Annotated in this window: 15 protein-coding genes; 4 read left to right on the top strand and 11 right to left on the bottom strand. The window is 69.0% G+C overall.

Going from position 1 to position 21,802, the window contains the following annotated elements; all coding sequences use genetic code 11:
* The first annotated feature begins 13 nt into the window (after positions 1-13).
* Positions 14-457 (top strand): nitroreductase family deazaflavin-dependent oxidoreductase, encoded by a 444-nt coding sequence (locus OG579_RS04160; RefSeq protein ID WP_328858201.1) that lies wholly within the window; start codon positions 14-16, stop codon positions 455-457.
* A 37-nt stretch (positions 458-494) separates the two neighbouring features.
* Positions 495-1,850 carry a threonine ammonia-lyase IlvA gene (ilvA, locus tag OG579_RS04155; RefSeq protein ID WP_328858200.1) on the top strand — a complete coding sequence of 452 codons (1,356 nt, stop codon included), beginning with the start codon at positions 495-497 and terminating at the stop codon, positions 1,848-1,850.
* Between the two features lie 150 nt (positions 1,851-2,000).
* On the opposite strand, the gene OG579_RS04150 is transcribed toward ilvA, so the two are convergent.
* The 7 genes from OG579_RS04150 to OG579_RS04120 all read right to left on the bottom strand — a co-directional run bounded on the left by OG579_RS04150 (position 2,001) and on the right by OG579_RS04120 (position 10,308).
* Positions 2,001-3,017, bottom strand: a complete 1,017-nt coding sequence (locus OG579_RS04150) for an LLM class flavin-dependent oxidoreductase (protein WP_328858199.1) — start codon at positions 3,015-3,017, stop codon at positions 2,001-2,003.
* Positions 3,018-3,076: 59 nt separating this feature from the next.
* Positions 3,077-4,834, bottom strand: a complete 1,758-nt coding sequence (gene treZ / locus OG579_RS04145; protein WP_328858198.1) for a malto-oligosyltrehalose trehalohydrolase — start codon at positions 4,832-4,834, stop codon at positions 3,077-3,079.
* 38 nt (positions 4,835-4,872) lie between these two features.
* On the bottom strand, positions 4,873-5,982 hold the full coding sequence (locus tag OG579_RS04140; RefSeq protein WP_045823061.1) for an ABC transporter ATP-binding protein: 1,110 nt from the start codon (positions 5,980-5,982) through the stop codon (positions 4,873-4,875).
* A 74-nt stretch (positions 5,983-6,056) separates the two neighbouring features.
* On the bottom strand, positions 6,057-6,935 hold the full coding sequence (locus OG579_RS04135) for a carbohydrate ABC transporter permease (RefSeq protein WP_328858197.1): 879 nt from the start codon (positions 6,933-6,935) through the stop codon (positions 6,057-6,059).
* On the bottom strand, positions 6,935-7,888 hold the full coding sequence (locus OG579_RS04130) for a carbohydrate ABC transporter permease (RefSeq protein WP_328858196.1): 954 nt from the start codon (positions 7,886-7,888) through the stop codon (positions 6,935-6,937). The genes OG579_RS04135 and OG579_RS04130 overlap by 1 nt, the downstream gene beginning before the upstream one ends.
* Positions 7,889-7,891: 3 nt before the next feature.
* On the bottom strand, positions 7,892-9,208 hold the full coding sequence (locus OG579_RS04125) for an ABC transporter substrate-binding protein (protein ID WP_328858195.1): 1,317 nt from the start codon (positions 9,206-9,208) through the stop codon (positions 7,892-7,894).
* 68 nt (positions 9,209-9,276) lie between these two features.
* Entirely contained in the window at positions 9,277-10,308 is a 1,032-nt protein-coding gene (locus OG579_RS04120; protein ID WP_328858194.1) for a sugar-binding transcriptional regulator, read from the bottom strand.
* Between the two features lie 124 nt (positions 10,309-10,432).
* Here OG579_RS04120 and OG579_RS04115 point away from each other — a divergent pair, with 124 nt between their 5' ends.
* Both OG579_RS04115 and OG579_RS04110 read left to right on the top strand, forming a co-directional pair.
* Entirely contained in the window at positions 10,433-11,551 is a 1,119-nt protein-coding gene (locus OG579_RS04115) for an NAD(P)-dependent alcohol dehydrogenase (RefSeq protein WP_328858193.1), read from the top strand.
* Entirely contained in the window at positions 11,548-13,059 is a 1,512-nt protein-coding gene (locus OG579_RS04110) for a mannitol dehydrogenase family protein (RefSeq protein WP_328858192.1), read from the top strand. The genes OG579_RS04115 and OG579_RS04110 overlap by 4 nt, the downstream gene beginning before the upstream one ends.
* Positions 13,060-13,081: 22 nt before the next feature.
* On the opposite strand, the gene OG579_RS04105 is transcribed toward OG579_RS04110, so the two are convergent.
* From OG579_RS04105 to OG579_RS04090, 4 genes are all read right to left on the bottom strand, one after another.
* On the bottom strand, positions 13,082-14,476 hold the full coding sequence (locus tag OG579_RS04105; protein ID WP_328858191.1) for a xylulokinase: 1,395 nt from the start codon (positions 14,474-14,476) through the stop codon (positions 13,082-13,084).
* An 11-nt stretch (positions 14,477-14,487) separates the two neighbouring features.
* Positions 14,488-16,857 carry a malto-oligosyltrehalose synthase gene (gene treY, locus OG579_RS04100; protein ID WP_328858190.1) on the bottom strand — a complete coding sequence of 790 codons (2,370 nt, stop codon included), beginning with the start codon at positions 16,855-16,857 and terminating at the stop codon, positions 14,488-14,490.
* 3 nt (positions 16,858-16,860) lie between these two features.
* The gene (glgX, locus tag OG579_RS04095) at positions 16,861-19,293 is read right to left on the bottom strand and encodes a glycogen debranching protein GlgX (protein ID WP_408068742.1); all 2,433 of its coding nucleotides are present in this window, start codon (positions 19,291-19,293) and stop codon (positions 16,861-16,863) included.
* A gap of 121 nt (positions 19,294-19,414) precedes the next feature.
* On the bottom strand, positions 19,415-21,655 hold the full coding sequence (locus OG579_RS04090; RefSeq protein ID WP_408068741.1) for an acyltransferase family protein: 2,241 nt from the start codon (positions 21,653-21,655) through the stop codon (positions 19,415-19,417).
* Between the last annotated feature and the right edge of the window lie 147 nt (positions 21,656-21,802).

Below are 21,802 nucleotides of genomic sequence, written 5' to 3'. Positions count from 1 at the left end.
AAGGAGATCCGCCATGCCGCTCGAAGGTGAATACGCCCCGAGTACCAGCGACTGGGCCCGTGAACAGGCCGAGAAGATCGAGAACTCGAACGGCACCGAGGCCACGGAGATGAACGGCATGCCGGTCATCCTGCTCACCACCGTCGGCAACAAGACCGGGAAGCTCCGCAAGACCCCGCTCATGCGGGTCGAGCACGAGGGTGCCTACGCCGCGGTCGCCTCGCTCGGCGGCGCACCCAAGCATCCCGTCTGGTACCACAACGTCGCCGCCAACCCGCACGTCGAACTCCGCGACGGTGAGCTCGTCCATGACATGGTGGCCCGGGAGGTGTTCGGCGGCGAGAAGCAGATCTGGTGGGACCGCGCAGTCGAGGCCTATCCGCCCTATGCGGAGTACCAGGAGAAGACCGACCGCCAGATCCCGGTGTTCGTCCTCGAGGCCACACCCGAGAGCTGATCGCCGTGATCGGCGCAGATGGTGAGACGATGGGAGCGTGAGCAGTCCGCCGCGCCTCGTCACCCCGTCCGCACCGACCCTGGACGTCGAGTCGATCCGTGCTGCCGCCGACCGCGCGAAGGCGGTGGTCGACCGCACCCCGTTGCAGGCCAACGCGCGCCTGTCGGCGGCCACCGGCGCGCAGGTGTACCTCAAGCGTGAGGACCTGCAGTCGGTGCGGTCGTACAAGATCCGCGGCGCCTACAACACGATGGGATTGCTGACCGCCGAGGAGCTGGCGGCCGGTGTCGTCGCGGCGAGCGCGGGCAACCACGCGCAGGGCGTCGCCTACGCGTGCAAGGCGATGGGGGTGCGGGGACGTATCTACGTGCCCACCACCACCCCGAAGCAGAAGCGTGACCGGATCGTCTGGCACGGCGGCGACTTCATCGAGCTGATCCCCGTCGGCGACACCTACGACGCGGCCGCCGCTGCGGCGCAGGCCGACGTCATGACCTCCGGCGCCACCTGGATCCACGCGTTCGACGACGTCCGCACCGCCGCCGGACAGGGCACCATCGCGCTCGAGATCGTCGAGCAACTCGGCCGTGTGCCCGATGTGGTGCTCGCGCCCGTCGGCGGCGGCGGATGTCTGGCCGGGATGGCGACCTACCTCCGGGCCCTCGACCCTGACGTCGTCCTCGTCGGTGTCGAGCCGACGGGCGCGGCATCACTGGCCGCGGCTCTGGTGCACGGCGGTCCGGTGACCCTCGACGTGATCGACCCGTTCGTGGACGGAGCGGCGGTCAAGCGCGTCGGTGACCTCGCGCACCGCGTGCTGTCACCGTTGTCCCCGACGGTCGCCGACCACCCCGATCTCCCTGCTGCACTGACCATCTCGCCGTCGCGACGGAACCTGAGCCCGGGTAGTGCCCACATCGTCCACGTCGACGAGGGTGCGTTGTGCTCGGTGATGCTGGAGCTCTACCAGGACGACGGCATAATCGCCGAGCCAGCTGGCGCGCTGGCGGTCGCGGGTCTCGACGGTCTGCGCTTCGCACCCGGGACGACGGTGGTGTCGCTGCTCTCCGGTGGCAACAACGACGTCTCCCGGTACGGCGAGATCATCGAGCGTTCGCTCGTCCACCGCGGCCTGAAGCACTATTTCCTCGTCGATTTCCCGCAGGAGCCCGGCGCCTTGCGCGGCTTCCTCGACGAGGTCCTCGGTCCCGACGACGACATCACCCTGTTCGAGTACGTCAAACGCAACAACCGCGAGACCGGTGCCGCGCTCGTCGGTGTCCAGCTGAGCTCGGCCGACGGACTGTCGCCTTTGCTCGACCGCATGACGGAGTCGCGCCTCACGGCCGAGCGCCTGGTTCCCGGCTCGCCGGCCTACCGCTACCTCACCTGAGCGACCCACCTGCGGCTCACGCGCGCGTCTCGGTACCGGCGGCGCCATCGCGTCGCGGAACGTCCCCGCGCGTCAGCGATGTCTCCCGCTGAGCGGCAAACATCGCTGACTGTGGCGGGTTGGCAGCCGCACGCCCGATCTACCGGATCCTCACGCGGCGACGGCTGCGCCGAGGATGTCGGCGACGATGCGGTGCGACTCGAGGCGGGCGTCGAAGTCGGCCAGGGTCGAACTGATCATGATCTCGTCGGCTCCGGTGGAGTCGACGAGACTCCGCAACTCGTTCGCGACGTGGTCGCGGCCGCCGACGATCCAGGCCGAACTCGTCTCCGCGACAGCCGATTCCTGCATCGGGGTCAGCGGCGTGGCCGCGGCCTGCTCCGCCGTCGGGTAGCGCCCGGCGGTCCCGCTGCGCAACCGTGCCATCGCCAGGCGCTGCGGACCGGCGTGGTAGCGGGCGGTCTCGTCGTCGGACGCCGCGACGACGGTCGCGGTGACCATGGCGTACGGGGCGTCGAGGACGGCGCTCGGCCGGAAGTTGTCGCGATAGGTCGCCAGCGCCGCGAAGGTCTCGCGCGGCGCGAAGTGGCGGGCGAACGCGAACGGCAGACCGAGCAACGCCGCCAGTTGTGCGCTGTACGTGGACGACCCGAGCAACCACATGTCGGGCGATGCGCCCTCACCGGGGACGGCGGTGATGGCCGAGTACGGGTGCTCGTCGGGGAACGCGCCGGCGAGGAACGCCCGTAGCTGCGCGAGCTCCTGGGGGAAGTCGTCGGCCGAGAGCGCTCCGGGTGAACGGCGCAGCGCGTGCGCGGTGACCTGATCGGTGCCCGGCGCGCGGCCGATCCCGAGGTCGATGCGACCGGGGAACAGGGCGTCGAGGGTGCCGAACTGCTCGGCGATCACCAGCGGCGCGTGGTTGGGCAGCATGATGCCACCCGATCCGACACGGAGCGTCCGGGTGGCTCGCGCGACCTGACCGATCACGATGGCGGGACTGGAGCTGGCGATGCCGGGCATGTTGTGGTGCTCGGCGAGCCAGAACCGTCGATAGCCCCACCCCTCGGCGGCGACCGCGAGGGCGACGGCGTTCTGCAGGGCCTGACCGACGGTGGTGCCCTCGACGACGGGTGCGATGTCCAGGACGGAATAGGGAACGCTCATGGTGGGTGCAACACCCACGGTCATGCCGGTATTTCGCCCCCGTCTGCTCGTCGAACCGTCTACGCGTCGATCCGCCGCCCGATGACGACGTTGTGGCCGGTCGAGGTGAAGCCGGTGTCGGTGGTGGTGACCGGGTCCCAGAGCAGCACCGGTTCGAGCGCGATCGGCACGACGGTGTCGGCAGGGGACAGGACGACGACGGTCGACAGCCCTCCCCGGTGCATCGCGAACCAGCCCGCGTCCGCGTCGAACTCGACCTCCACCGAGGTCAGTGAGTTCGCGGCGATGTCCGGCGAGCCGGCGCGGAGCGCGATGAGCGACCGGTAGAACTCGAGGATGCGTCGGTGCGCCGGCTCGTCGGGTTCGGACCAGTCGAGCTTCGACCGGGTGAACGTCGCCGGATCCTGTGGATCGGGGATCTCCTCGGCGTCCCATCCGTGGTCGGCGAACTCCTTGATGCGGCCGGTCGCGGTGGCCTCTCCCAGTTCGGGTTCGGGGTGGGACGTGAAGAACTGGAACGGCGTGCTCGCGCCCCACTCCTCGCCCATGAACAGCATGGGGGTGAACGCCGAGGTCAGCACCAGGGCCGCCTTGATGGCGAGTTGCCCCGGGGTCAGATACGCGGTGGGGCGGTCACCGATGGCGCGGTTGCCGATCTGGTCGTGGTTGCAGGTGTAGACCACGAGCGACGTCGACGGCACCACCGCGGGGTCGATGGGGCGACCGTGGCGACGCCGGCGGAACGAGGAGTACGTCGCCGCGTGGAAGAAACCCCCGGTGAGAACGGTGGCGAGGCATTCGTAGCTCCCGAAATCGCCGTAGTAGCCCTGCCGTTCGCCCGAGACCGTGGTGTGGATCGCGTGGTGGACGTCGTCGTCCCACTGGGCGGCGAGGCCGTAGCCACCGAGGTCGCGGTCGGTGATCAGTCGTGGGTCGTTCAGGTCGCTCTCGGCGATCAGCGACAGCGGACGCCCGAGTTCTGCTGCCAGCGCATCGGTGCGGACAGCGAGTTCCTCGAGCAGGTGGATGGCGGTGTGGTCCACCAGGGCGTGGACGGCGTCCAATCGCAGTGCGTCGACGTGGAATTCGCGCAACCAGCGCAACGCGTTGTCGAGGATGTACTCCCGCACGGGGTCCGACTGCGCCTGGTCGAGGTTGAGTGACTGGCCCCAGGTGTTGGCACCATCGGTGAGGTACGGCCCGAAGCGGGGGAGGTAGTTGCCCGATGGCCCGAGGTGGTTGTAGACGACATCGAGCACCACCCCGAGACCACGGGTGTGGCAGGCGTCCACGAACCGTGCGAATCCCGCGGGTCCGCCGTAGATCTCGTGGACGGCGAACCACGCGACGCCGTCGTAACCCCAGTTGTGCGTGCCGTTGAACCCGTTGACGGGCATCACCTCGACGAACCCGACGCCCAGATCGACGAGGTGGTCGAGCCGTTCGACGGCCGAGTCGAAGGTCCCGCCGGGGCTGAAGGTGCCGATGTGCAGCTCGTAGATCACCGCGCCTGCGATGGCGCGACCCTGCCACCCCCCGTCGGTCCACAGGTCCTCGTCGACGGTGAACGGTGCGGACAGGCCGTGGACGCCGTCGGGCAGGCGGGGTGAGCGCGGGTCGGGGAGCACGTCCCCGCCCGCCCCGCTGCTCTGGCCACCGTCGATCACGAACCCGTACCGGCCGGGACCCGTTGGTGCCGTTGATGTCCGCCACCACGGTCCGTCGGCCTGCATCGCGACGGGGGCGCCGTCGTCGATCACCACCGACACACTCGTCGCGTCCGGTGCCCACACCTCGTACGTCTGCTGCTGTGCCACGTCTCGACCGTAGCCGCCCCGGGTGCCCGGGGTGCGGTTCAGTCGCCGAGGCGCTCGCCGGTGGTCGGGTGGAACAGGTGCACGGTCGGTTCGGTCTGTCGCAGCCGGATCTGCTCACCGATCTTGGCCGGCCCCCGCACGGCGGTGCGCGAGACGAGGGTGACCTCGCCGCCGTCGATGGTGCGCACGGCGGGATCGTCGACGGTCGCGTACACGTAGGTCTCGCTGCCCAGTTCCTCCAGCAGGCTCACGGTGGCCGGTACGCCTTCGCCGGAGTCGCCGAGGGTGAACGCCTCGGGGCGCACGCCGACGATGGCGGAGTCGAGACCGAGACGACCGATCTCGGCGAGAGCGGTGCGGGGGACGGCCACGGTGGCGCCGCCGATCGAGACGCCGTCGTCGGTGAGCGGCGCGGTGAACAGGTTCATGGCGGGCGAGCCGATGAACCCGGCCACGAACGCGTTCACGGGTCGGTCGTACAGCTCGGTGGGCGAGCTGAACTGCTGCAGCTTCCCGTCGCGGAGCACCGCGACGCGGTCACCCATCGTCATGGCCTCCACCTGATCGTGGGTGACGTAGACGGTGGTGGTGCCGAGGCGACGCTGCAGGGCCGCGATCTGGGTGCGGGTCTGCACGCGGAGCTTGGCGTCGAGGTTGCTCAACGGCTCGTCCATGCAGAACACCTGCGGGTCGCGGACGATGGCGCGACCCATGGCGACGCGCTGACGCTGGCCGCCGGAGAGCTTGCCCGGCTTGCGGTCGAGGTAGTCGGTGAGGTCGAGCAGCTTGGCGGCCTCGGCGACCTTCTGCTTGCGTTCCTCGACGCCGATCCCGCGCATCTTCAGCGCGAAGCCCATGTTCTCGCCGACGGTCTTGTTGGGGTACAGCGCGTAGTTCTGGAAGACCATCGCGATGTCGCGATCCTTGGGTGCGACGCCGACCATGTTCGAGCCACCGATGGTGATCGCACCGCTGTCGATCTCCTCGAGGCCGGCGAGCATGCGCAGGGCGGTGGACTTGCCGGAACCGGACGGGCCGACGAGGACGACGAACTCACCGTCGGCGATGTCGAGATCGAGCGAGTCGACCGCGAGCTTGTCGGCGCCGGGGTAGACGCAGCACGCCTTGTCGTAGGTGATGGAAGCCATGGGTTTCTCCTGTGATTCGGAAGGAAGTGTGGGTCGGGGTTTACGTGGTGGCAGCGCTCATCTGATGGCGGGGGTCACTTGATGGCGCCGAAGGACAGACCGCGGACGAGCTTGTTCTGGGCAATCCAGCCGCAGATGACGACCGGCAAGGCGGCCAACACCGACGCGGCCGAGAGCTGCGCCCAGAACAGTCCCTGCCCGGACATGAACCCGGTGAGGAAGACCGGCATGGTCTGCGCGTTCACCGCGGTCATGTTGACCGCGAAGAAGAACTCGTTCCACGAGAAGATGACGCAGATCAGTGCCGTGGCGGCGATCCCGGGTGAGATCAGCGGGAGGATGACCTCGCGGACCGAGGTCCACAGGCTCGCGCCGTCGATGCTCGCGGCCTCCAGCAACTCCTTGGGGACCTCCATGAAGAACGACCGCATCATCCACACCGCGATCGGCAGGTTCATCGCCGTGTAGAGGATGACCAGCGTCCAGATGTTGTCGAGCATCCCGATCTTGCCGACGATCACGTACAGCGGGATGATCGCCGCCACGATCGGCAGCATCTTGGTGCTCAGGAAGAAGAACAGGGCGTCGGAGGTCTTGCGGACCGGTCGCAGCGACAACGCGAACGCCGCGGGCACGCCGAGCAGGAGCACCAGGATCGTCGACGCCACCGTGGCGAACACCGAATTCAGCAGCGGCGTGCCGATTCCCGCGTCGAAGACGTTGCGGAACTGGTCGAGCGTCGGGGTGAAGAAGAAGGTCGGCGGATTGGTGTTCGCGTCACTCTCCTTCTTGAACGCGGTGAGCACCATCCACAGCACGGGGAAGAAGAACCCGATGGCCAGGATCCAGGTGAACGCGGTGAGCAGTCCGCCTCTCGAGTTGCGCTTGCGGCGGATCACCGGGGCCGGCGTCGCGGCGGCGGTGGCGGGGCGGGTGGGTGCTGTGGTGGCCATCAGACCGACTCCTCGGTGACGCTGAAGCTCTTGAACAGAAGGCGAAGGGCAAGCGTCGCGACGACCATCGTGCCGACGACGGTGACGACGCCCATGGCGGCCGCCTGACCGATGTCGAAGCCCAGGAACGCGCGCTGGTAGATGTAGAACGGCAGGTTCGAGCTCGCGACGCCCGGTCCACCCGACGTCATCATGTAGACGGCGTCGAAGGTGTTGACGAGATAGATGGCGCCGAGCACGGTGCCGAGCTCGATGAAGCGACGCAGGTGTGGCAGCGTCAGCTCGCGGAACAGCCGGAAGCTGGTGGCCCCGTCGACCTTCGCCGCCTCGGAGATGTCCTTCGGCATCGACTGCAGGCCGGCCAGGATCAGCAGCATCATGAACGGCGTCCACTGCCAGACGAGCTCACCCATCACGCTTGCGAGGGGGTACTCGCTGAGCCAGTCGGTCTTCACGCCGAACGGGCTGAGCGCGTAGTTCAGCAGGCCGCTGGTGGGGGAGAGCAGGCTCGTCTTGAACAGCAGCGCCGACGCGACCGGCGTCACCAGGAACGGGGTGATCAGCAGGGTGCGGACGATGCTGCGGCCGACGAACTTCCGGTCGAGCAGGAGCGCGAAGATCAACCCGAAGACGACCGAGATGATCACCGTCCCGACGATGAGCAGGACCGTGTTGAGGGTGACCGTCCAGAACTGGGTGTCGCGGAAGACCTGGACGTAGTTGTTGAGCCAGTTGAACTCCCGTGAACCGGGGCGCACCAGGTTCCAGGACTGGGTGGAGTAGTACAGCGTCACCACGAACGGGATCTGGGTGACGATCACCATGAAGATGAGCGCCGGGAGCAGCGGTCCCCTCCGTCGCCATCCCTCGGCGCGGCTGACGTGATCTCTACCGGAGGTCAACGGCGCGGAGTCGCGCGGCGCCTGAGCCGGTTCGACGAGTGCGGTGGCCATCGGTCACCTCTCCTTCTGGTAGGTCTTGCCGACGGTCTCGGCGTAGGTCTGTGACTGTTTCAATGCGTCCTCGACGCTGATCTGTCCTGCGATGGCAGCCGAGATCTGTTGGCTCACGCGCGTTCCGAGATCCTGGAACTCGGGGATCGCGAGGAACTGCACCCCGGTGTAGGGCACGGGTTCCAGCGACGGCTTGAGCTGGTCGGCCGCCTTCATGGCCGACAGTGTCGGCTCCGCGTAGGCCGTCGACACCGCCTTGTAGGCGGGCAGCTGGTAGGTGGAGAGTCGGCTGCCGGGTGGGACGTGACTGGCGCCGAGCTTCTCGGCGACGTAGGAGATGTACTTCTTGTTCGTCATCCAGTTGATGAACTTCCAGGCGTCGGCCTTCTTCGTGCTGCTCGACGGGATGCCGAGCGACCAGGTGTAGAGCCACCCGTTGTCGCCCTTGGCCATACTGGGTGCCTGGGCGTAGCCGACGTCGCCGGCGATGGTGGAGGTGTCCGGGCTCTCCAGCACCGAGACGGCCGACGTCGCGTCGTACCACATGGCGGTCTGGCCCTGGGACAACAGGTTTCCGCACTCCTGGAAGCCCGATGAGGCCGCACCGGGCTCGCCGTACTTGCGGACGGTGTCCACGTAGAACTTCACGGCCGCGGTGACCTGCGGGCTGGTGAGCTGCGCATTCCAGTTCTCGTCGTACCAGCGACCGCCGAAGGCGTTGATGACGGTGTCGAGCGGTGCGAGCACCTCGCCCCATCCGGGCTTGCCGCGCAGACAGATGCCGGAGACGTTGCCGCGGTTGAGCTTCGCGGCGACCTCGGCGACCTGAGGCCAGGTCGGCTTCGCGGGCAGGCTCACGCCGGCCTGCGCGAACATCTTCTTGTTGTACATGAGGAACGAGGACTCGCCGTAGAACGGTGCGGAGTACATCCCGCCCTGGTAGGACAGGGCGTCCTTGAGCGTGGGGATGAAGTCGTTCGCGTCGTAGTCGGGCACGGAGTCCATGTACGGCGTGAGGTTGACCAACCACCCGTTCTCGGCCCACTGCTTGGTCTCGTAGTTGCTGATCATCACCACGTCGAACTCGCCGCCGCCGGTGGACACCGATGCGGTGATCTTCGCGCGCGCCTGGTTCTCCGAGAGGGTGACGAACTTGAGCTTGACCCCGGGATTCTCCTTCTCGAACTGGCCCGACAGCGAGATGGCGTCGGTCATCTGCGAATTGGAGACCAGGGCGATGGTGACCGACTCGCCGCCACCGTCGGTGAACGAGCCCGCGCCCGCACATCCGGTGGCCGCGAGACCTATGGTGACCGCCATGGCGACACCCGCCGTCATGCGGCGTGGGGACCATCGGCGCCCGGCGCCCCTGGTCGTGAGTTGTTCAGTCACCGTTGACCTTTCTGTTCTGTGAGCAGCCATCGAGCGGTGTCGAGGTCGGTGACCAGGATGGTCGCGAACCCGCCTCGCAGTGCTCCGAGGATCGACTCCTGGCGATGGGCTCCGCCGGAGACGAGGATGGTGGTCGCGCAGTCGTGGACGCAGGCCAGCGGCACCGACACGGTGCGTCCCACGAGCGACGACGCGACGGGGGTGCCGTCGCTGTCGTAGAAGCGACCGCCGATCTCGCCGACGGCTCCGAGATCGGTCAGTTCATCGAGCACGGCCGCGTCGATGAACGCACCCTCGAACAGCGTGGTCGAGGTCGACACCGATCCGACGCCGAAGAGCATCACGTCGGCGTTCTCGGCCGCCCGCAGGGGCTGCGACAGGATCGAGTCGCGTTGCATCGCCGCGACGGTGTCGATGTCGGCGTAGAGCGGTGCGATGAGGCGCATCGGTTGTGCGCGCAGCTGTTCGGCGAATCGGGACAGAGCCTGATCGACACCGGTGTGGTACTCGACCGACGTCATCGACCCGTCCATCTGCACCACCCGGCGACAGGATGCGGTCCGGTTCGACAGGCCGTCGGCGACGGCCAGCTGCTCGGGACCCCAGGTGAACCCGAGGGTGTCGGTCGGGTTGATGCGACGGGCCAGCACCGACGATCCGGCGCGACCGAGTGCGGCGTCGCCCGACGCCGTCCCGTCGGCGGGGGAGTCCATGATGAACACCTCGTCGAGGCCGAATGCATTCTCGACGGCACGTTCGGTCTCGGGATGGATCGACGCGCCCACGCCGGCGGGCGCGGCGACGGTGACCGTGACCAGACCCTGGGCCCGGGCTCGGGCCACGAGGCGTCCGGCGGTGGGTCGCGAGACCCCCAGTCGTGCGGCGATCTCGGCCTGCGTGGCGCCCTCGAGGTGGTACATCGTCGCCGCGCGCAGCAGCAGCCGTACGTCCTGGCCCGTCTCGGACCCGGTGCCCCCCGACGGGGGTGACTGACGGGGGGACTGACGCGGTGCCTGCGGTGCGGTCATCGGCGACCTCCTCCACATTGAGGGTGAGCAAATGCTCACTAGCGGTTCATATGTTCAGTACGCTAGCATCTCAAATGTGACGCACACAACACTTTCACCGGGAAAACCGGATCTTCCCGACACGATGACCGCCTCGGTGCTGGTTGAGACCGGGCGTGTGGAGACCGAGACACGGCCCGTCCCGACCCCGGGTCCCGGCGACGTCCTGGTCGAGATCGCCGCGGTCGGCGTCTGCGGCTCCGACGCGCACTACTACCGCCACGGCCGTATCGGCGATCACGTGGTAACGGCCCCGATGGTCTTGGGCCATGAGGCGTCCGGGCGGATCGTCGCTGTGGGACAGGGGATCTCGGAGTCGAGGATCGGCGAGCGGGTGTCGATCGAACCTCAACGTCCCGACCCGAACTCGGCGGAATCGCGTCGTGGCGACTACCACCTGTGTCCGCACATGGAGTTCTATGCGACCCCGCCCATCGACGGTGCGCTCGCCCAGTACGCGACCATCGGTGCGGCCTTCGCCCACCCGGTGCCGGACTCCGTCACCGACGTGGCCGCCGCACTGTTCGAACCCCTATCGGTGGGGATCGCGTCGATCCGCAAGTCCGGCGTCACCGTCGGCGGATCGGTCCTCATCGCCGGGGCGGGTCCGATCGGATTGGTCTGCGCGCAGGTCGCACGCGCGCACGGGGCCACCCGGATCGTGGTGTCCGACATCGATCCCACCCGGCTCGACACGGCCACGCGATTCGGTGCGACGGCCACCGTCGGTCCGGACGAGATCGCCGGCCTCGAACCCGTCGACGCGTTCGTCGACGCCTCCGGGGCGCCCTCGGCCATCACCGCGGGGATCGGCGCGGTGCGCCCCGCCGGACGGGTCGTCCTCGTCGGGATGGGTGCCTCCGACCTCACCATCCCGGTGTCGATCGTCCAGAATCGCGAACTCGTCCTCACCGGCGTCTTCCGCTACGCCAACACCTGGCCCACCGCGACCGCGCTGGTGACCGCGGGGCTGGTCGACCTCGATGCCATGGTCACCGGGCGTTTCGCGCTCGACGAGGTGGCCGAGGCCCTCGACGCCGACCGCGTCGCGGGCAGCATCAAGGCGGTCGTCTTCCCCCAGCGCCTCGCCCACGCCGGGGCTCTGACGGGGGATGCGACAACAGCGCAGCCGACATCGGATCAGCAGGTAGCAGGACAGCAGACATCAGGACACCGGGAGCGGAACGAGGAGATGGCGTCATGACGCAGACGATCGACGGTGCATCGGCGGGGCCGGTCACCACGCTCGACGACGAGCACCTCGGACAGATCGCGTCGGTCACGGTGCCGCAGTACGCGCGGCACGACAACCCTTGCGGCATCGTCCACTTCGGGGTCGGAGGCTTCCATCGGGCCCATCAGGCGATGTACGTCGATCGTCTGCTCGCCGCGACGCCGTCGCCGCCGTGGTCGATCTGCGGGGTCGGCGTGCTCCCGGGCGACGCACGGATGCGCGACGCGCTCGTACCGCAGGACGGGCTCTACACGCTGACGCTGAAACACCCCGACGGGGTCGTCGAGACCTCGGTCGTCGGGTCGATCGTGGACTACCTCTTCGCCCCCGACGACCCGGAGAAGGTGATCGAGACGATGGCCGCGCCGACCACCCGCATCGTCTCGCTGACCGTCACCGAGGGTGGGTACAACATCTCGAGCTCGACCGGTGAGTTCGACCTGTCGGCGCCCGACGTCGCGGCCGATCTCACCCCGAACGCGATCCCGCGCACCACGTTCGGACTGATCACCGAGGCGTTGCGACGGCGGCGTGCCCGCGGTGTCGCGTCGTTCACGGTGATGTCGTGCGACAACATCCCCGGCAACGGACACATGGCACGACGGGTCTTCACCGCCTTCGCCGGCGCCGCCGATCCCGAACTCGCCGAGTGGATGGAGCTGCACACCGCGTTCCCCAACTCGATGGTCGACCGCATCACCCCGGCCACGCCGAACGGACTGGCCGACGAGGTCGCCGCCCGCACCGGCATCGCCGACCGATGGCCGGTGGTGGCCGAGCCGTTCACCCAGTGGGTTCTCGAGGACGAGTTCTCCGCGGGACGGCCGGCGTTCGAGGCGGTCGGCGTGCAGATGGTCGCCGAGGTCGCGCCGTACGAACTCATGAAGCTGCGCTTGCTCAACGCCGGCCATCAGGCGCTGTGCTACTTCGGCCATCTCCTCGGTCATCGACTGGTCGACGAGGCCGCACGGGATCCACTGCTGGAGAAGCTGTTGCGCACCTACATGCAGGACGAGGGACGGCCCACGCTCGCCGCCGTGCCCGGAGTCGATCTCGACGACTACATCGACACCCTCCTCGAGCGCTTCGCCAATCCCGCCATCGGCGACACCATCGCGCGACTGTGTGCCGAGTCCTCCGACCGCATCCCGCAGTGGCTGGTGCCGGTCATCGTCGAGCGTCTCGACGACGGCGGCTCGGTCGCGTGCTCGGCCGCGGTCGTGGCGGCGTGGACCCGGTACGCCGAGGGGGTCGACGAGCAGGGTGCGCCGATCGAAATCGTCGATCAGCGGCGGGATCTCCTCATGCCGCTGGCGCAGGCCAGTCGGACCGATCCTCGCGCCTTCGTCGGCGTCACCGACCTCTTCGGCGACCTCGCCGACCGCGCGGACTTCATGGAGCCCTACACGTGGGCGCTGCGGAGCCTGCGCGAGAACGGTGCGCACGACACGCTGGTCGCGCTGCTCGGGGACTCGTAGCGGCGCACCGTCGGGCGGTGGGTCACCGGTAGGTCTGCGCCTGCGCGGCGCGGTACTGCTCGAGGATCTCCGGGGCGTGCTCGGCCTCGAACCGCTCGGTGGTCGACAGTGCCCACGTCGGTGGGGTGTCGGCGCCGGTCAGCGCCCACGCGGCCTGGCGTGCGGCGCCGTCGGCGACGTACTCACCCGGTTCGGGTACCAGTACCGGCAGACCGAAGACGGCCGGGGCGATCTCGCGGACCGCACGGGAGCGGACGCCGCCGCCGACGAGGATGACGCGCTGGGCGCGGACGCCCTGCGCGACGATGAACCCGAGGCCGTCGGCGAGGGAACACAGCAGACCCTCCACGGCGGCGCGCGCGATGGTCGCCGGGGTGGAGTTGGCGATCGAGAGGCCGGCCAGGGTCGCGCGCGCGTCGGGGAGGTTCGGTGAGCGTTCGCCCTCGAAATACGGGATGAGGCTGGCCCCACCCGATCCCGGCTCCGCCGAGAGCGCGAGGTCGGCGAAGGTGTCGAGGTCGACGCCGAGCATCCGTGCGATCGACGCCAGCACCGGAGCCCCGTTGAGGGTGCAGACCAACGGCAGTTGGCGTCCGGTCGCATCGGCGAATCCCGCCACGTAGCCGTCCGCGTCGTGGGAGCCGACGTCGGTCACCGCCGAGACGACACCTGATGTGCCGAGCGAGACGATGACATCTCCGGGTTGCGCGTCCAACGCCAGTGCGGCCGAGGCGTTGTCGCCCGCGCCTGCGCCGAGACGGGCCCCGCCGGTGGTGTCGCCGGGGGAGTCGTGCGGGCCCAGTACCGCGGGGAGCATCGGTGTGCGACCGCGCAGGGCCATCGACAGCAGGTCGTGGTCGTAGTCGCCGGTCACGGCCGAGAAGTAGCCGGTGCCGCTGGCGTCGCTGCGATCGGTGGTGAGGTCGGCGATGTCGGTGGTCCCGCGCAGTCGCCAGGTCAGCCAGTCGTGGGGCAGGCAGACCGCGGCGGTCGCGTCGGCGTGGTGGGGTTCGGTGTCTGCGAGCCACCGCAGTTTGGTCGCGGTGATCGATGCGACCGGGACGACCCCGATGCGCTCGGCCCAGGCGGCGGCGCCACCGAGGTCGTCGATGAGGTCGTTCGCGGCGGGCGCCGAGCGGGTGTCGTTCCACAGCAACGCATCCCGCACCGTATTCCCGGCCTCGTCGAGACAGATCATGCCGTGTTGTTGGGCGCCGACCGCGACGGCGTCGACGTCGTCGAGACCGCCTGCGGCGCTGATCGCGGCGTCCATCGCCTGCGCCCACTCACGCGGGTCGATCTCGGTGCCCGGCGGGTGATCGGCGCGTCCCGACCGGATGAGGGTTCCGTCGTCGGCGTCGCGGACGACGACCTTGCACGACTGGGTCGACGAGTCGATTCCGGCGACGAGCCCCACGGCGGTTCCTCTCAGGCGACGCGTTCGAGAACGGCGACGGGTCCGGCGGACCACAGCGTCGCCACGTCGACGGTACCGGCCGCGGCCGCACCGGTGATCGGGGAACGCCACCGCCCCTCAGGGAGTTCGACGGTCGTCCCCGTCGGATCACCGAGGCGTTCGACCGCCGCGCGGGCGGCCACCACGACCACGTCGAGCTCGTCGCCGTGTCCGCGCGCGAACGCGATGACCTCCTCGGACTCCGCGCCGTGGCTCGTCAGCGGCACGTATCGCGATCCCGGGCCGAAGGATTCGCGGTGACCGCGTCGCACGGCGAGCGCAACGGTGACCATCGCGGTCTTGGGGTGGTCGAGGGACTGCGTGTAGTCGACGGGCCGGCGGTTGTCGGGGTCGACGAGGCTGTCCTCGAACCACTCGGTGCCCTGGTACACGTCACCGAAGCCGGGCATGAACAGCCCCAGCGCCTTGTGGACGACGCAGGCGTCGACGATCTCGTCCCGTAGATCGGCCACGAGCGTCGCGATGTCGGCGCCCACGGGTCCGTCGAGCACGTCGTCGACCCAGGCGTGCACCTGGTCCTCGGTCTCGGTGTCCACACGGGTCCAGGTGGTGATCGTCCCGGCCTCGCGGATCGCCTTGGTCGTGTAGTCGTGCAGCCGCTCGCGGAGTCCGGCCGAGACGGGCGCGCCGTCGAGCGGCCACACGCCGATGATGTTCTGCAGCAGGAACAGTCCGGTCGTCGGCTCCGGCGGCGGGGTCGTCGACACCATCCGCTCGACCAGTGCCCGCCACCGGTCGGGGTGTCGGGTCAGCAGACCGATGCGCGCACGGACGTCCTCGCCGCGTTTGGTGTCGTGGGTCGACAGAGTCGTCATCGCCGAGGGCCAGTCACGGGCGCGGGCGACGCAGAAGGCGTGGAAGTCGGCGACCGAGGTACCGAACAGACCGGGGTCACCACCCACCTCCTGCAGGCTCACCAGACGCGCGGTCCGGTAGAACAGGCAGTCCTCGACGCTCTTCGCCGTCGTCGCCCCGCAGACCTGGGCCAGTCGTGCCGACGCCTCGCCGTCGACGGCCACCGCGGCCTCGATCGTGTCGAGTGCGGCCGACAGCTCGGGGCGGCGGCGTTCCACCTCGGCGAAGGTGTCGATGAGCCGCTGGCGCAGCGTCGCGTAGTCGGCGCGGTACACGCCGAGCGAGGCCACCACCTCGCCGATGGCGGCGTCGAGGTCGGCGGATTCCACCGGCGGTGCGCCGGCATCGGTGGTCGCGACGATGGCGCGCCGCAGACGCGCGCGTTCGGCGCTGAACAGTTCCGCGAGGGTGTCGAGTTTGACGGCGTGTTCGTGCTCGTCGATCCAGGCTCGGTCGCCGGCGTTGCCGGTGACCGAGCGGTGGATGTCGGTGAACGACTCGGCGGCGGAGCGGTCGATCAGCACGCCGTCGAGCACGCGCAGCGCCTCGTAACCGGTGGTCCCGTCGACCGGCAGTGACGGGTCGAGATCCTCGTCGGTGGAGAGGATCTTCTCGATCAACAGCAGCCGGTCCTCGCCGATGTCGGCCCGCAGGCGGGCGAGGTAACCGACCGGGTCGGTGAGACCGTCGGGATGGTCGACGCGCAGGCCGTCGGTGAGATCCTCCTCGATCAACCGGCGCACCAGGGTGTGTGTCGCGGCGTAGACCGCGGGATCCTCCTGCCGCATCCCGGCCAGGCCGTTGACGGCGAAGAACCGCCGGTACCCGATGAGGCCGGCGTCCCAGGGCACCAGACGGTAGTGCTGCGCATCGTGGGCTGCTCGCGCATCGGTGGTGTCGGTGCCGGGTGCCAGAGGGAACCGGCGTTCGTAGAACGCCAGTTCCGGTGTCGCAGAGGTGGTGTCGATGGTCAGTGCGTCCACGTCGGCGGCCTCGCCGAGAACCGGCAACGCGATGCGGCCGTCGACGCCATTGTCGCTGCCGAGGTCGATGTCGAAGTACGGGGCGTACTCCGAGTCACGACCGTGGGTGAGCACGTCCCACCACCACGGGTTCTGTCGCGGGTCCTCGACCCCGGTGTGGTTGGGCACGATGTCGACGATGATGCCCAGCCCGGCCGACCGTGCGGCGGCGCGCAGCGCGCGTAGGCCGTCGAGTCCCCCGAGGACCGGCGACACCTCCGGTGGCGGCACCCAGTCGTATCCGTGTGTCGAACCGGCCATCGCGGTGCCGATCGGCGACAGGTAAAGGTGACTGACGCCCAGTGCGGCGATGTGCGGGAGCAGATCGACGACGTCGGCGAAGGTGAGGTCGGCGGTCAGTTGCAGACGGTAGGTCGCGACGAACGCGGGTCGTGATGGGACGGGGGTGATCTCGGCGTCGCCCGTGGCCGTGGTGCCGGCCACCGCTCAGCCGACCTTGCGGAGCACGAGCAGCGAGCGATCGCGCACGGTCACCGTGTGTCCGTGCGACGCGGCGACAGTGGTCGCGCCGGTGGCCGACGCCGAGTCGAGGACCCCGACCCACTCCGAGCCGTAGTAGCTCGACGGCAGCACGAAGTCGAGCGGTTCGTGATGGGCGTTGAAGCACAGCAGGAACGTGTCGTCGACGACCGGTCGGCCACGAACGTCCTTCTCGCCGATGCCTTCTCCGTTGAGATAGACCGCGAGACTCTTGCCGAAGCCCGAGTCCCAGTCCTCCTCGTTCATCTCCGCGCCGGCCGGGGTGAGCCACGCGATGTCGCGGGCCTGGTCGCCCGAGCGGATGGGACGGCCGGCGAAGAAGCGTCGACGCCGGAACACGGGGTGCTCGGCGCGCAGCGCGATGGCCGCGCGGGTGAAGGCGATCAGGTCGGAGTTCTTCTCCGCCAACGACCAGTCCATCCACGACAGTTCGGAGTCCTGGCAGTAGACGTTGTTGTTGCCCTGCTGGGTGCGGCCCATCTCGTCGCCGTGGGCGATCATCGGCGTGCCCTGACTGAGCACCAGCGTCGCGAGGATGTTGCGCTGCTGACGTCCGCGCAACTCCTCGATCTGCGGGTCGTCGGTGGGGCCCTCCACGCCGCAGTTCCACGAGCGGTTGTGACTCTCCCCGTCGCGGTTGTCCTCGCCGTTGGCCTCGTTGTGTTTCTCGTTGTAGGACACCAGGTCCCGCAGGGTGAAACCGTCGTGGGCGATGACGAAGTTGATGCTGGCGCTGGGACGGCGGCCGGTGTCCTCGTACAGGTCCGACGAGCCGGTGAGCCGGGAGGCGAACTCGCCCAGGGTCGCCGGCTCCCCGCGCCAGTAGTCGCGCACCGTGTCGCGGTACTTGCCGTTCCACTCGGTCCACAGGCCCGGGAAGTTGCCCACCTGGTAGCCACCCTCACCGACGTCCCACGGCTCGGCGATCAGCTTGACCTGACTGACCACCGGGTCCTGCTGCACCAGATCGAAGAAGGCCGAGAGCTTGTCGACATCGTGGAGCTCGCGGGCGAGCGTCGAGGCCAGGTCGAAGCGGAAGCCGTCGACGTGCATCTCGAGCACCCAGTACCGCAGCGAGTCCATGATCAGCTGCAGCGTGTGCGGGTGACGCACGTTGAGGCTGTTGCCGGTCCCGGTGTAGTCCATGTACATCTCGGGTTGGCCGTCGACGAGGCGGTAGTAGGCGGCGTTGTCGATCCCGCGCATGCAGATGGTCGGGCCCATGTGGTTGCCCTCGGCGGTGTGGTTGTAGACCACGTCGAGGATCACCTCGATGCCCGCCTCGTGGAACGAGCGCACCATCGCCTTGAACTCGGTGACCTCGCCGCCGGCGCGGGTGTTCGACGCGTACCCGCCGTGCGGGGCGAGGAACCCGAAGCTGTTGTAGCCCCAGTAGTTTCGCAACCCCTGGTCGAGCAGCGTCTGATCCTGGAGGAACTGGTGCACCGGCATCAGTTCGATCGCGGTGACGCCGAGATCGGTGAGGTGGTCGATGATCGCCGGGTGCGCGAGGCCGGCGTAGGTGCCCCGGAGTTGCTCGGGCACCTCCGGGTGCGTCGCCGTCATCCCCTTCACGTGGGCCTCGTAGATGACGGTCTCGTGGTACGGCCGGTTCGGCGCGCGGTCGTGCTGCCAGTCGAAGAACGGGTTGATGACGACCGACGTCATCGTGTGGCCGAGGGAGTCGAGACCCGGGAGGCCGGGGACCTCGGGGTCGGCGAAGTCGGCGTCGATGGCGTTGCCGTCGTGGACCGATTCCTCCTCGGGTTCGACGGGCTCGGGTGCGGGCTCGGGTTCGGCCGGCGTTGCGGTCTGCGCCTGCTTCTGCTGCTGTTCCGGCGCGGTCACGACACCGTCGGCCACCTCCACGGCCCCGTCGGCGCCGGTACTGCCCGCTGCGGTGTCGTCGGCGTCCGCGTCGGCCCGGTCCTCGTCGCCGGGGAGCTCGATCGCATAGGAGTACAGCGAGCGATCGCCGTCGAACTCACCGAAGAACGACTTGCCGTACGGGTCGACGAGCAGCTTCGACGGGTCGCACCGCAGCCCGTTCGCCGGATCGTAGGAGCCGTGCACACGGAACCCGTACCGCTGCCCCGGCGCGACCGACGGCAGGTAGCAGTGCCACACGTAGCCGTCGACCTCGTCGAGCCGGATGCGGGTCTCGATGTCCTCGGGGGAGATCAGGCACAGTTCGACCGCGGTCGCGACCTCGGAGAACACCGAGAAATTGGTCCCGGCGCCGTCGTAGGTGGCGCCGAGCGGATAGGCGGTGCCGGGCCACACCATCAGCTGGTCGGGGGCCGGGATTGCCGGCCCGGCGGTGGCGGTGTCGGTCGGGGCCGTGGCACCGGTGTCGGTGGTGCCGGGAGTTTCGGTCATTCCCACCCTCGCGAGTTCATGCACCGACACTAGCCGCCGCAGGCCGTCCGCTCATCTCGGACCGTGCACGGTGCCCGCCGACGACAGCGGCGACCGCGACGGTGCCGTGAGCGAAAGAGGTTCAGGCCCAGGGGAACACGGCCTGCAGCTGGCGCTGGAGCTCGGGGGCCAGGCTGCGGACGAAGGTGGCGCTGAGGTGGTGCCAGTCGTGGTAGACGGTGACGTTGCCGATGATCGCGGGGCAGAAGGTTTCGTCGCACCAGCCCCGGCTCAGGTCGATCGGGTGCAGGTTCGGGAACTGCGCGACCACGGCCTCGGTCGGGTTCACCGCCCCGTACGCCGTGGAGCGGGAGGTCCCGCAGCTCCTGGCGCTGCCGCCGTTGGCGAGGCAGGTGGGGCTGTCGATGGCGCCCTTGCCGTTGTGCGGCCACACGCTGTCGCGCACGCCGAGGACGGGGATGCCGGCGCGGTTGAACTGATCGAAGATGCCCAGGTAGTCCGGCGGCACCCACTCGCCGACGATGCCGTCGCGCGGACGGGTCGAGTTGGTGAACACGGCGTCGGGTCGGTCGGCGATGATGCGCCGCATCGTGCCGCGCACCCACTCGGCGCACTGCGGATAGGGGACGCCGTTCTCCTCCGGTGCGGGATCGGTCGAGAGGGGACAGCCCATCTTGAGATAGGTGGTGACCTTGAAGTGGTACTGCTTGCCCAGCAGATCGAGCGCGGAGATCCAGTACTCGGCGTGGGAGCCGCCGGCGAGCGCGATCGTGCGCGTCGCGGTGGGGTCGCCGTAGACGCCGACGCGCAGCTCCGGGTCGGTGAAGTTGCTGATGAAGCCGTCGTAGGACGTCTCGGGCAGGTCCTTGAGGACCTCGAGGGCCTTCGGTACCGGGTCGACGTGGGGGACCGGTGCGCCCTCGAGGAACGCGCGGGCGCCGGGATAGATCGTCGGGTCGAGGTTGCGGGTGTCGACGGTGATGCCGTCGACGTGTCGCTCCCAGGCGGTGATCCCGACCCCCGCCACCAGCACACCCACCACGAGCAGTGAGGTCAGCGCGCCCGCGTAGGAGACCGCACGGCGCGCGCGGCGGTGGCGGGCCCGGCCGCCGAGCACCGGGTCGCGCAGCGAGGCGGCGGTGCCCGCACCGTCGGCGGGCCGATGGTCGGTGCCCGTACCGGACGTGCTCGCCGAGCGCGGTGCACGCAGCGGATCCTCGACCCATCGCTTCGTCGACCACGCCAGCCCGATCGACACGGCGATCAGCACGACACCCTCGACGAACGACGCCGAGTTCTTCTGCCGCCAGGCCAGGTAGAAGATCAGCAGGGGCCAGTGCCACAGGTAGAGCGCGTAGGAGATCGAACCGAGCCACACCGGGAACCGCGACGCCAGGCCGCGGTTGACGACGGGCATCGCGACACGGTCGCCGCGCTGGGTCGCGGTGGCACCGGACCAGATGATCGCGAGCGTCGCGAGCACGGGGACGAGGGCCAGCGGTCCGGGGTAGGACTCGACGCCGACGATCCACCACCCGCACGTGACGATGAGCCCGAGCGCGGCGACGGCGACGGTGTTGCGGATCCAGACCGGTACGCGCACTCGGGGCATCCACACCGCGAGGAGTCCGCCGGCGAGAGGCTCCCAGGTCCGCGCGATCGTGTCGTAGTAGTTGAACTGCTGGTTGATCGGCATCCGCATGTGCGCCCAGTAGAACGACACGGCCGCGACCGTGAGGATCGCCAGCCCGACGATCGCGCGGATGACGGCGGGTCGGCGCACCGCCGGCAGCACTGAGGAGACCAGCTTGAGCAGACCGGCGAACGCCAGGGCGGTGAGGATGGTGACGACGAAGAACTGGCCCTGCACCGACATCGACCACAGATGCTGCAGCGGGCTGTTCGCCGAGCTGGCCGCGGTGTAGTCCTGGGAATTGAAGGCCAGGAACCAGTTCTGGTAGTACAGCGCGCTCGCGATCACCTCACGGCCGGTGGCGACCCAGCGGGTCTGCGGCAGGACGACGACGGTGAGCACCGTGACGACCAGGAGCACCGTGACCAGTGCGGGCAGCAGACGCCGGGCCAGACGGGTGAGGCGGCGCAGCGGGTTGACCGCTGTCGCGAGCGAGACCGACGGGCTCTGACTGACGATCACGTGCTTGAGCAGTGAACCGACGAAGAAGTAGCCCGAGAGGGTGAGGAATACGTCGACACCGCCGGAGACCCGGCCGAACCAGATGTGGAAGCAGGCGACCAGCGCGATCGCGATACCGCGGAGCCCGTCGAGGTCGGTGCGGTACGCCGACGCCGGATCGACGTCGGTCTGCGTCCGCTCCTCAGAGCGTGCCGGGGCGGTCACCACGTCGTCAGTCCCACTGCTCTCTCGCCGATCCACACAACTGTTCTTCGCGTTGCAATGTACCTTTCGCGCGCGTGAATTCCATGTCGGCGGCGCCCGGGCACGCCGGTCGGACCTGGCACAACGGCCCGATATGCTCGACCGATGCCC

It is taken from the genome of Williamsia herbipolensis (assembly GCF_036153515.1).
Lineage (GTDB): Bacteria > Actinomycetota > Actinomycetes > Mycobacteriales > Mycobacteriaceae > Williamsia_A > Williamsia_A herbipolensis.
The sequence above is the reverse complement of the archived record's forward strand: the minus strand, read 5'-3'. Positions and strand labels throughout refer to the sequence as shown.

Bases quoted from the DNA above. Each gene is read 5' to 3' on its own strand.
- OG579_RS04160 (WP_328858201.1), top strand. From the start codon at position 14: ATGCCGCTCGAAGGTGAATACGCCCCGAGTACCAGCGACTGGGCCCGT.
- OG579_RS04150 (WP_328858199.1), bottom strand. From the start codon at position 3,017: ATGAGCGTTCCCTATTCCGTCCTGGACATCGCACCCGTCGTCGAGGGC.
- OG579_RS04140 (WP_045823061.1), bottom strand. From the start codon at position 5,982: ATGGCTTCCATCACCTACGACAAGGCGTGCTGCGTCTACCCCGGCGCC.
- OG579_RS04135 (WP_328858197.1), bottom strand. From the start codon at position 6,935: ATGGCCACCACAGCACCCACCCGCCCCGCCACCGCCGCCGCGACGCCG.
- OG579_RS04130 (WP_328858196.1), bottom strand. From the start codon at position 7,888: ATGGCCACCGCACTCGTCGAACCGGCTCAGGCGCCGCGCGACTCCGCG.
- OG579_RS04125 (WP_328858195.1), bottom strand. From the start codon at position 9,208: ATGGCGGTCACCATAGGTCTCGCGGCCACCGGATGTGCGGGCGCGGGC.
- OG579_RS04120 (WP_328858194.1), bottom strand. From the start codon at position 10,308: ATGACCGCACCGCAGGCACCGCGTCAGTCCCCCCGTCAGTCACCCCCG.
- OG579_RS04115 (WP_328858193.1), top strand. From the start codon at position 10,433: ATGACCGCCTCGGTGCTGGTTGAGACCGGGCGTGTGGAGACCGAGACA.
- OG579_RS04110 (WP_328858192.1), top strand. From the start codon at position 11,548: ATGACGCAGACGATCGACGGTGCATCGGCGGGGCCGGTCACCACGCTC.
- glgX (WP_408068742.1), bottom strand. From the start codon at position 19,293: ATGACCGAAACTCCCGGCACCACCGACACCGGTGCCACGGCCCCGACC.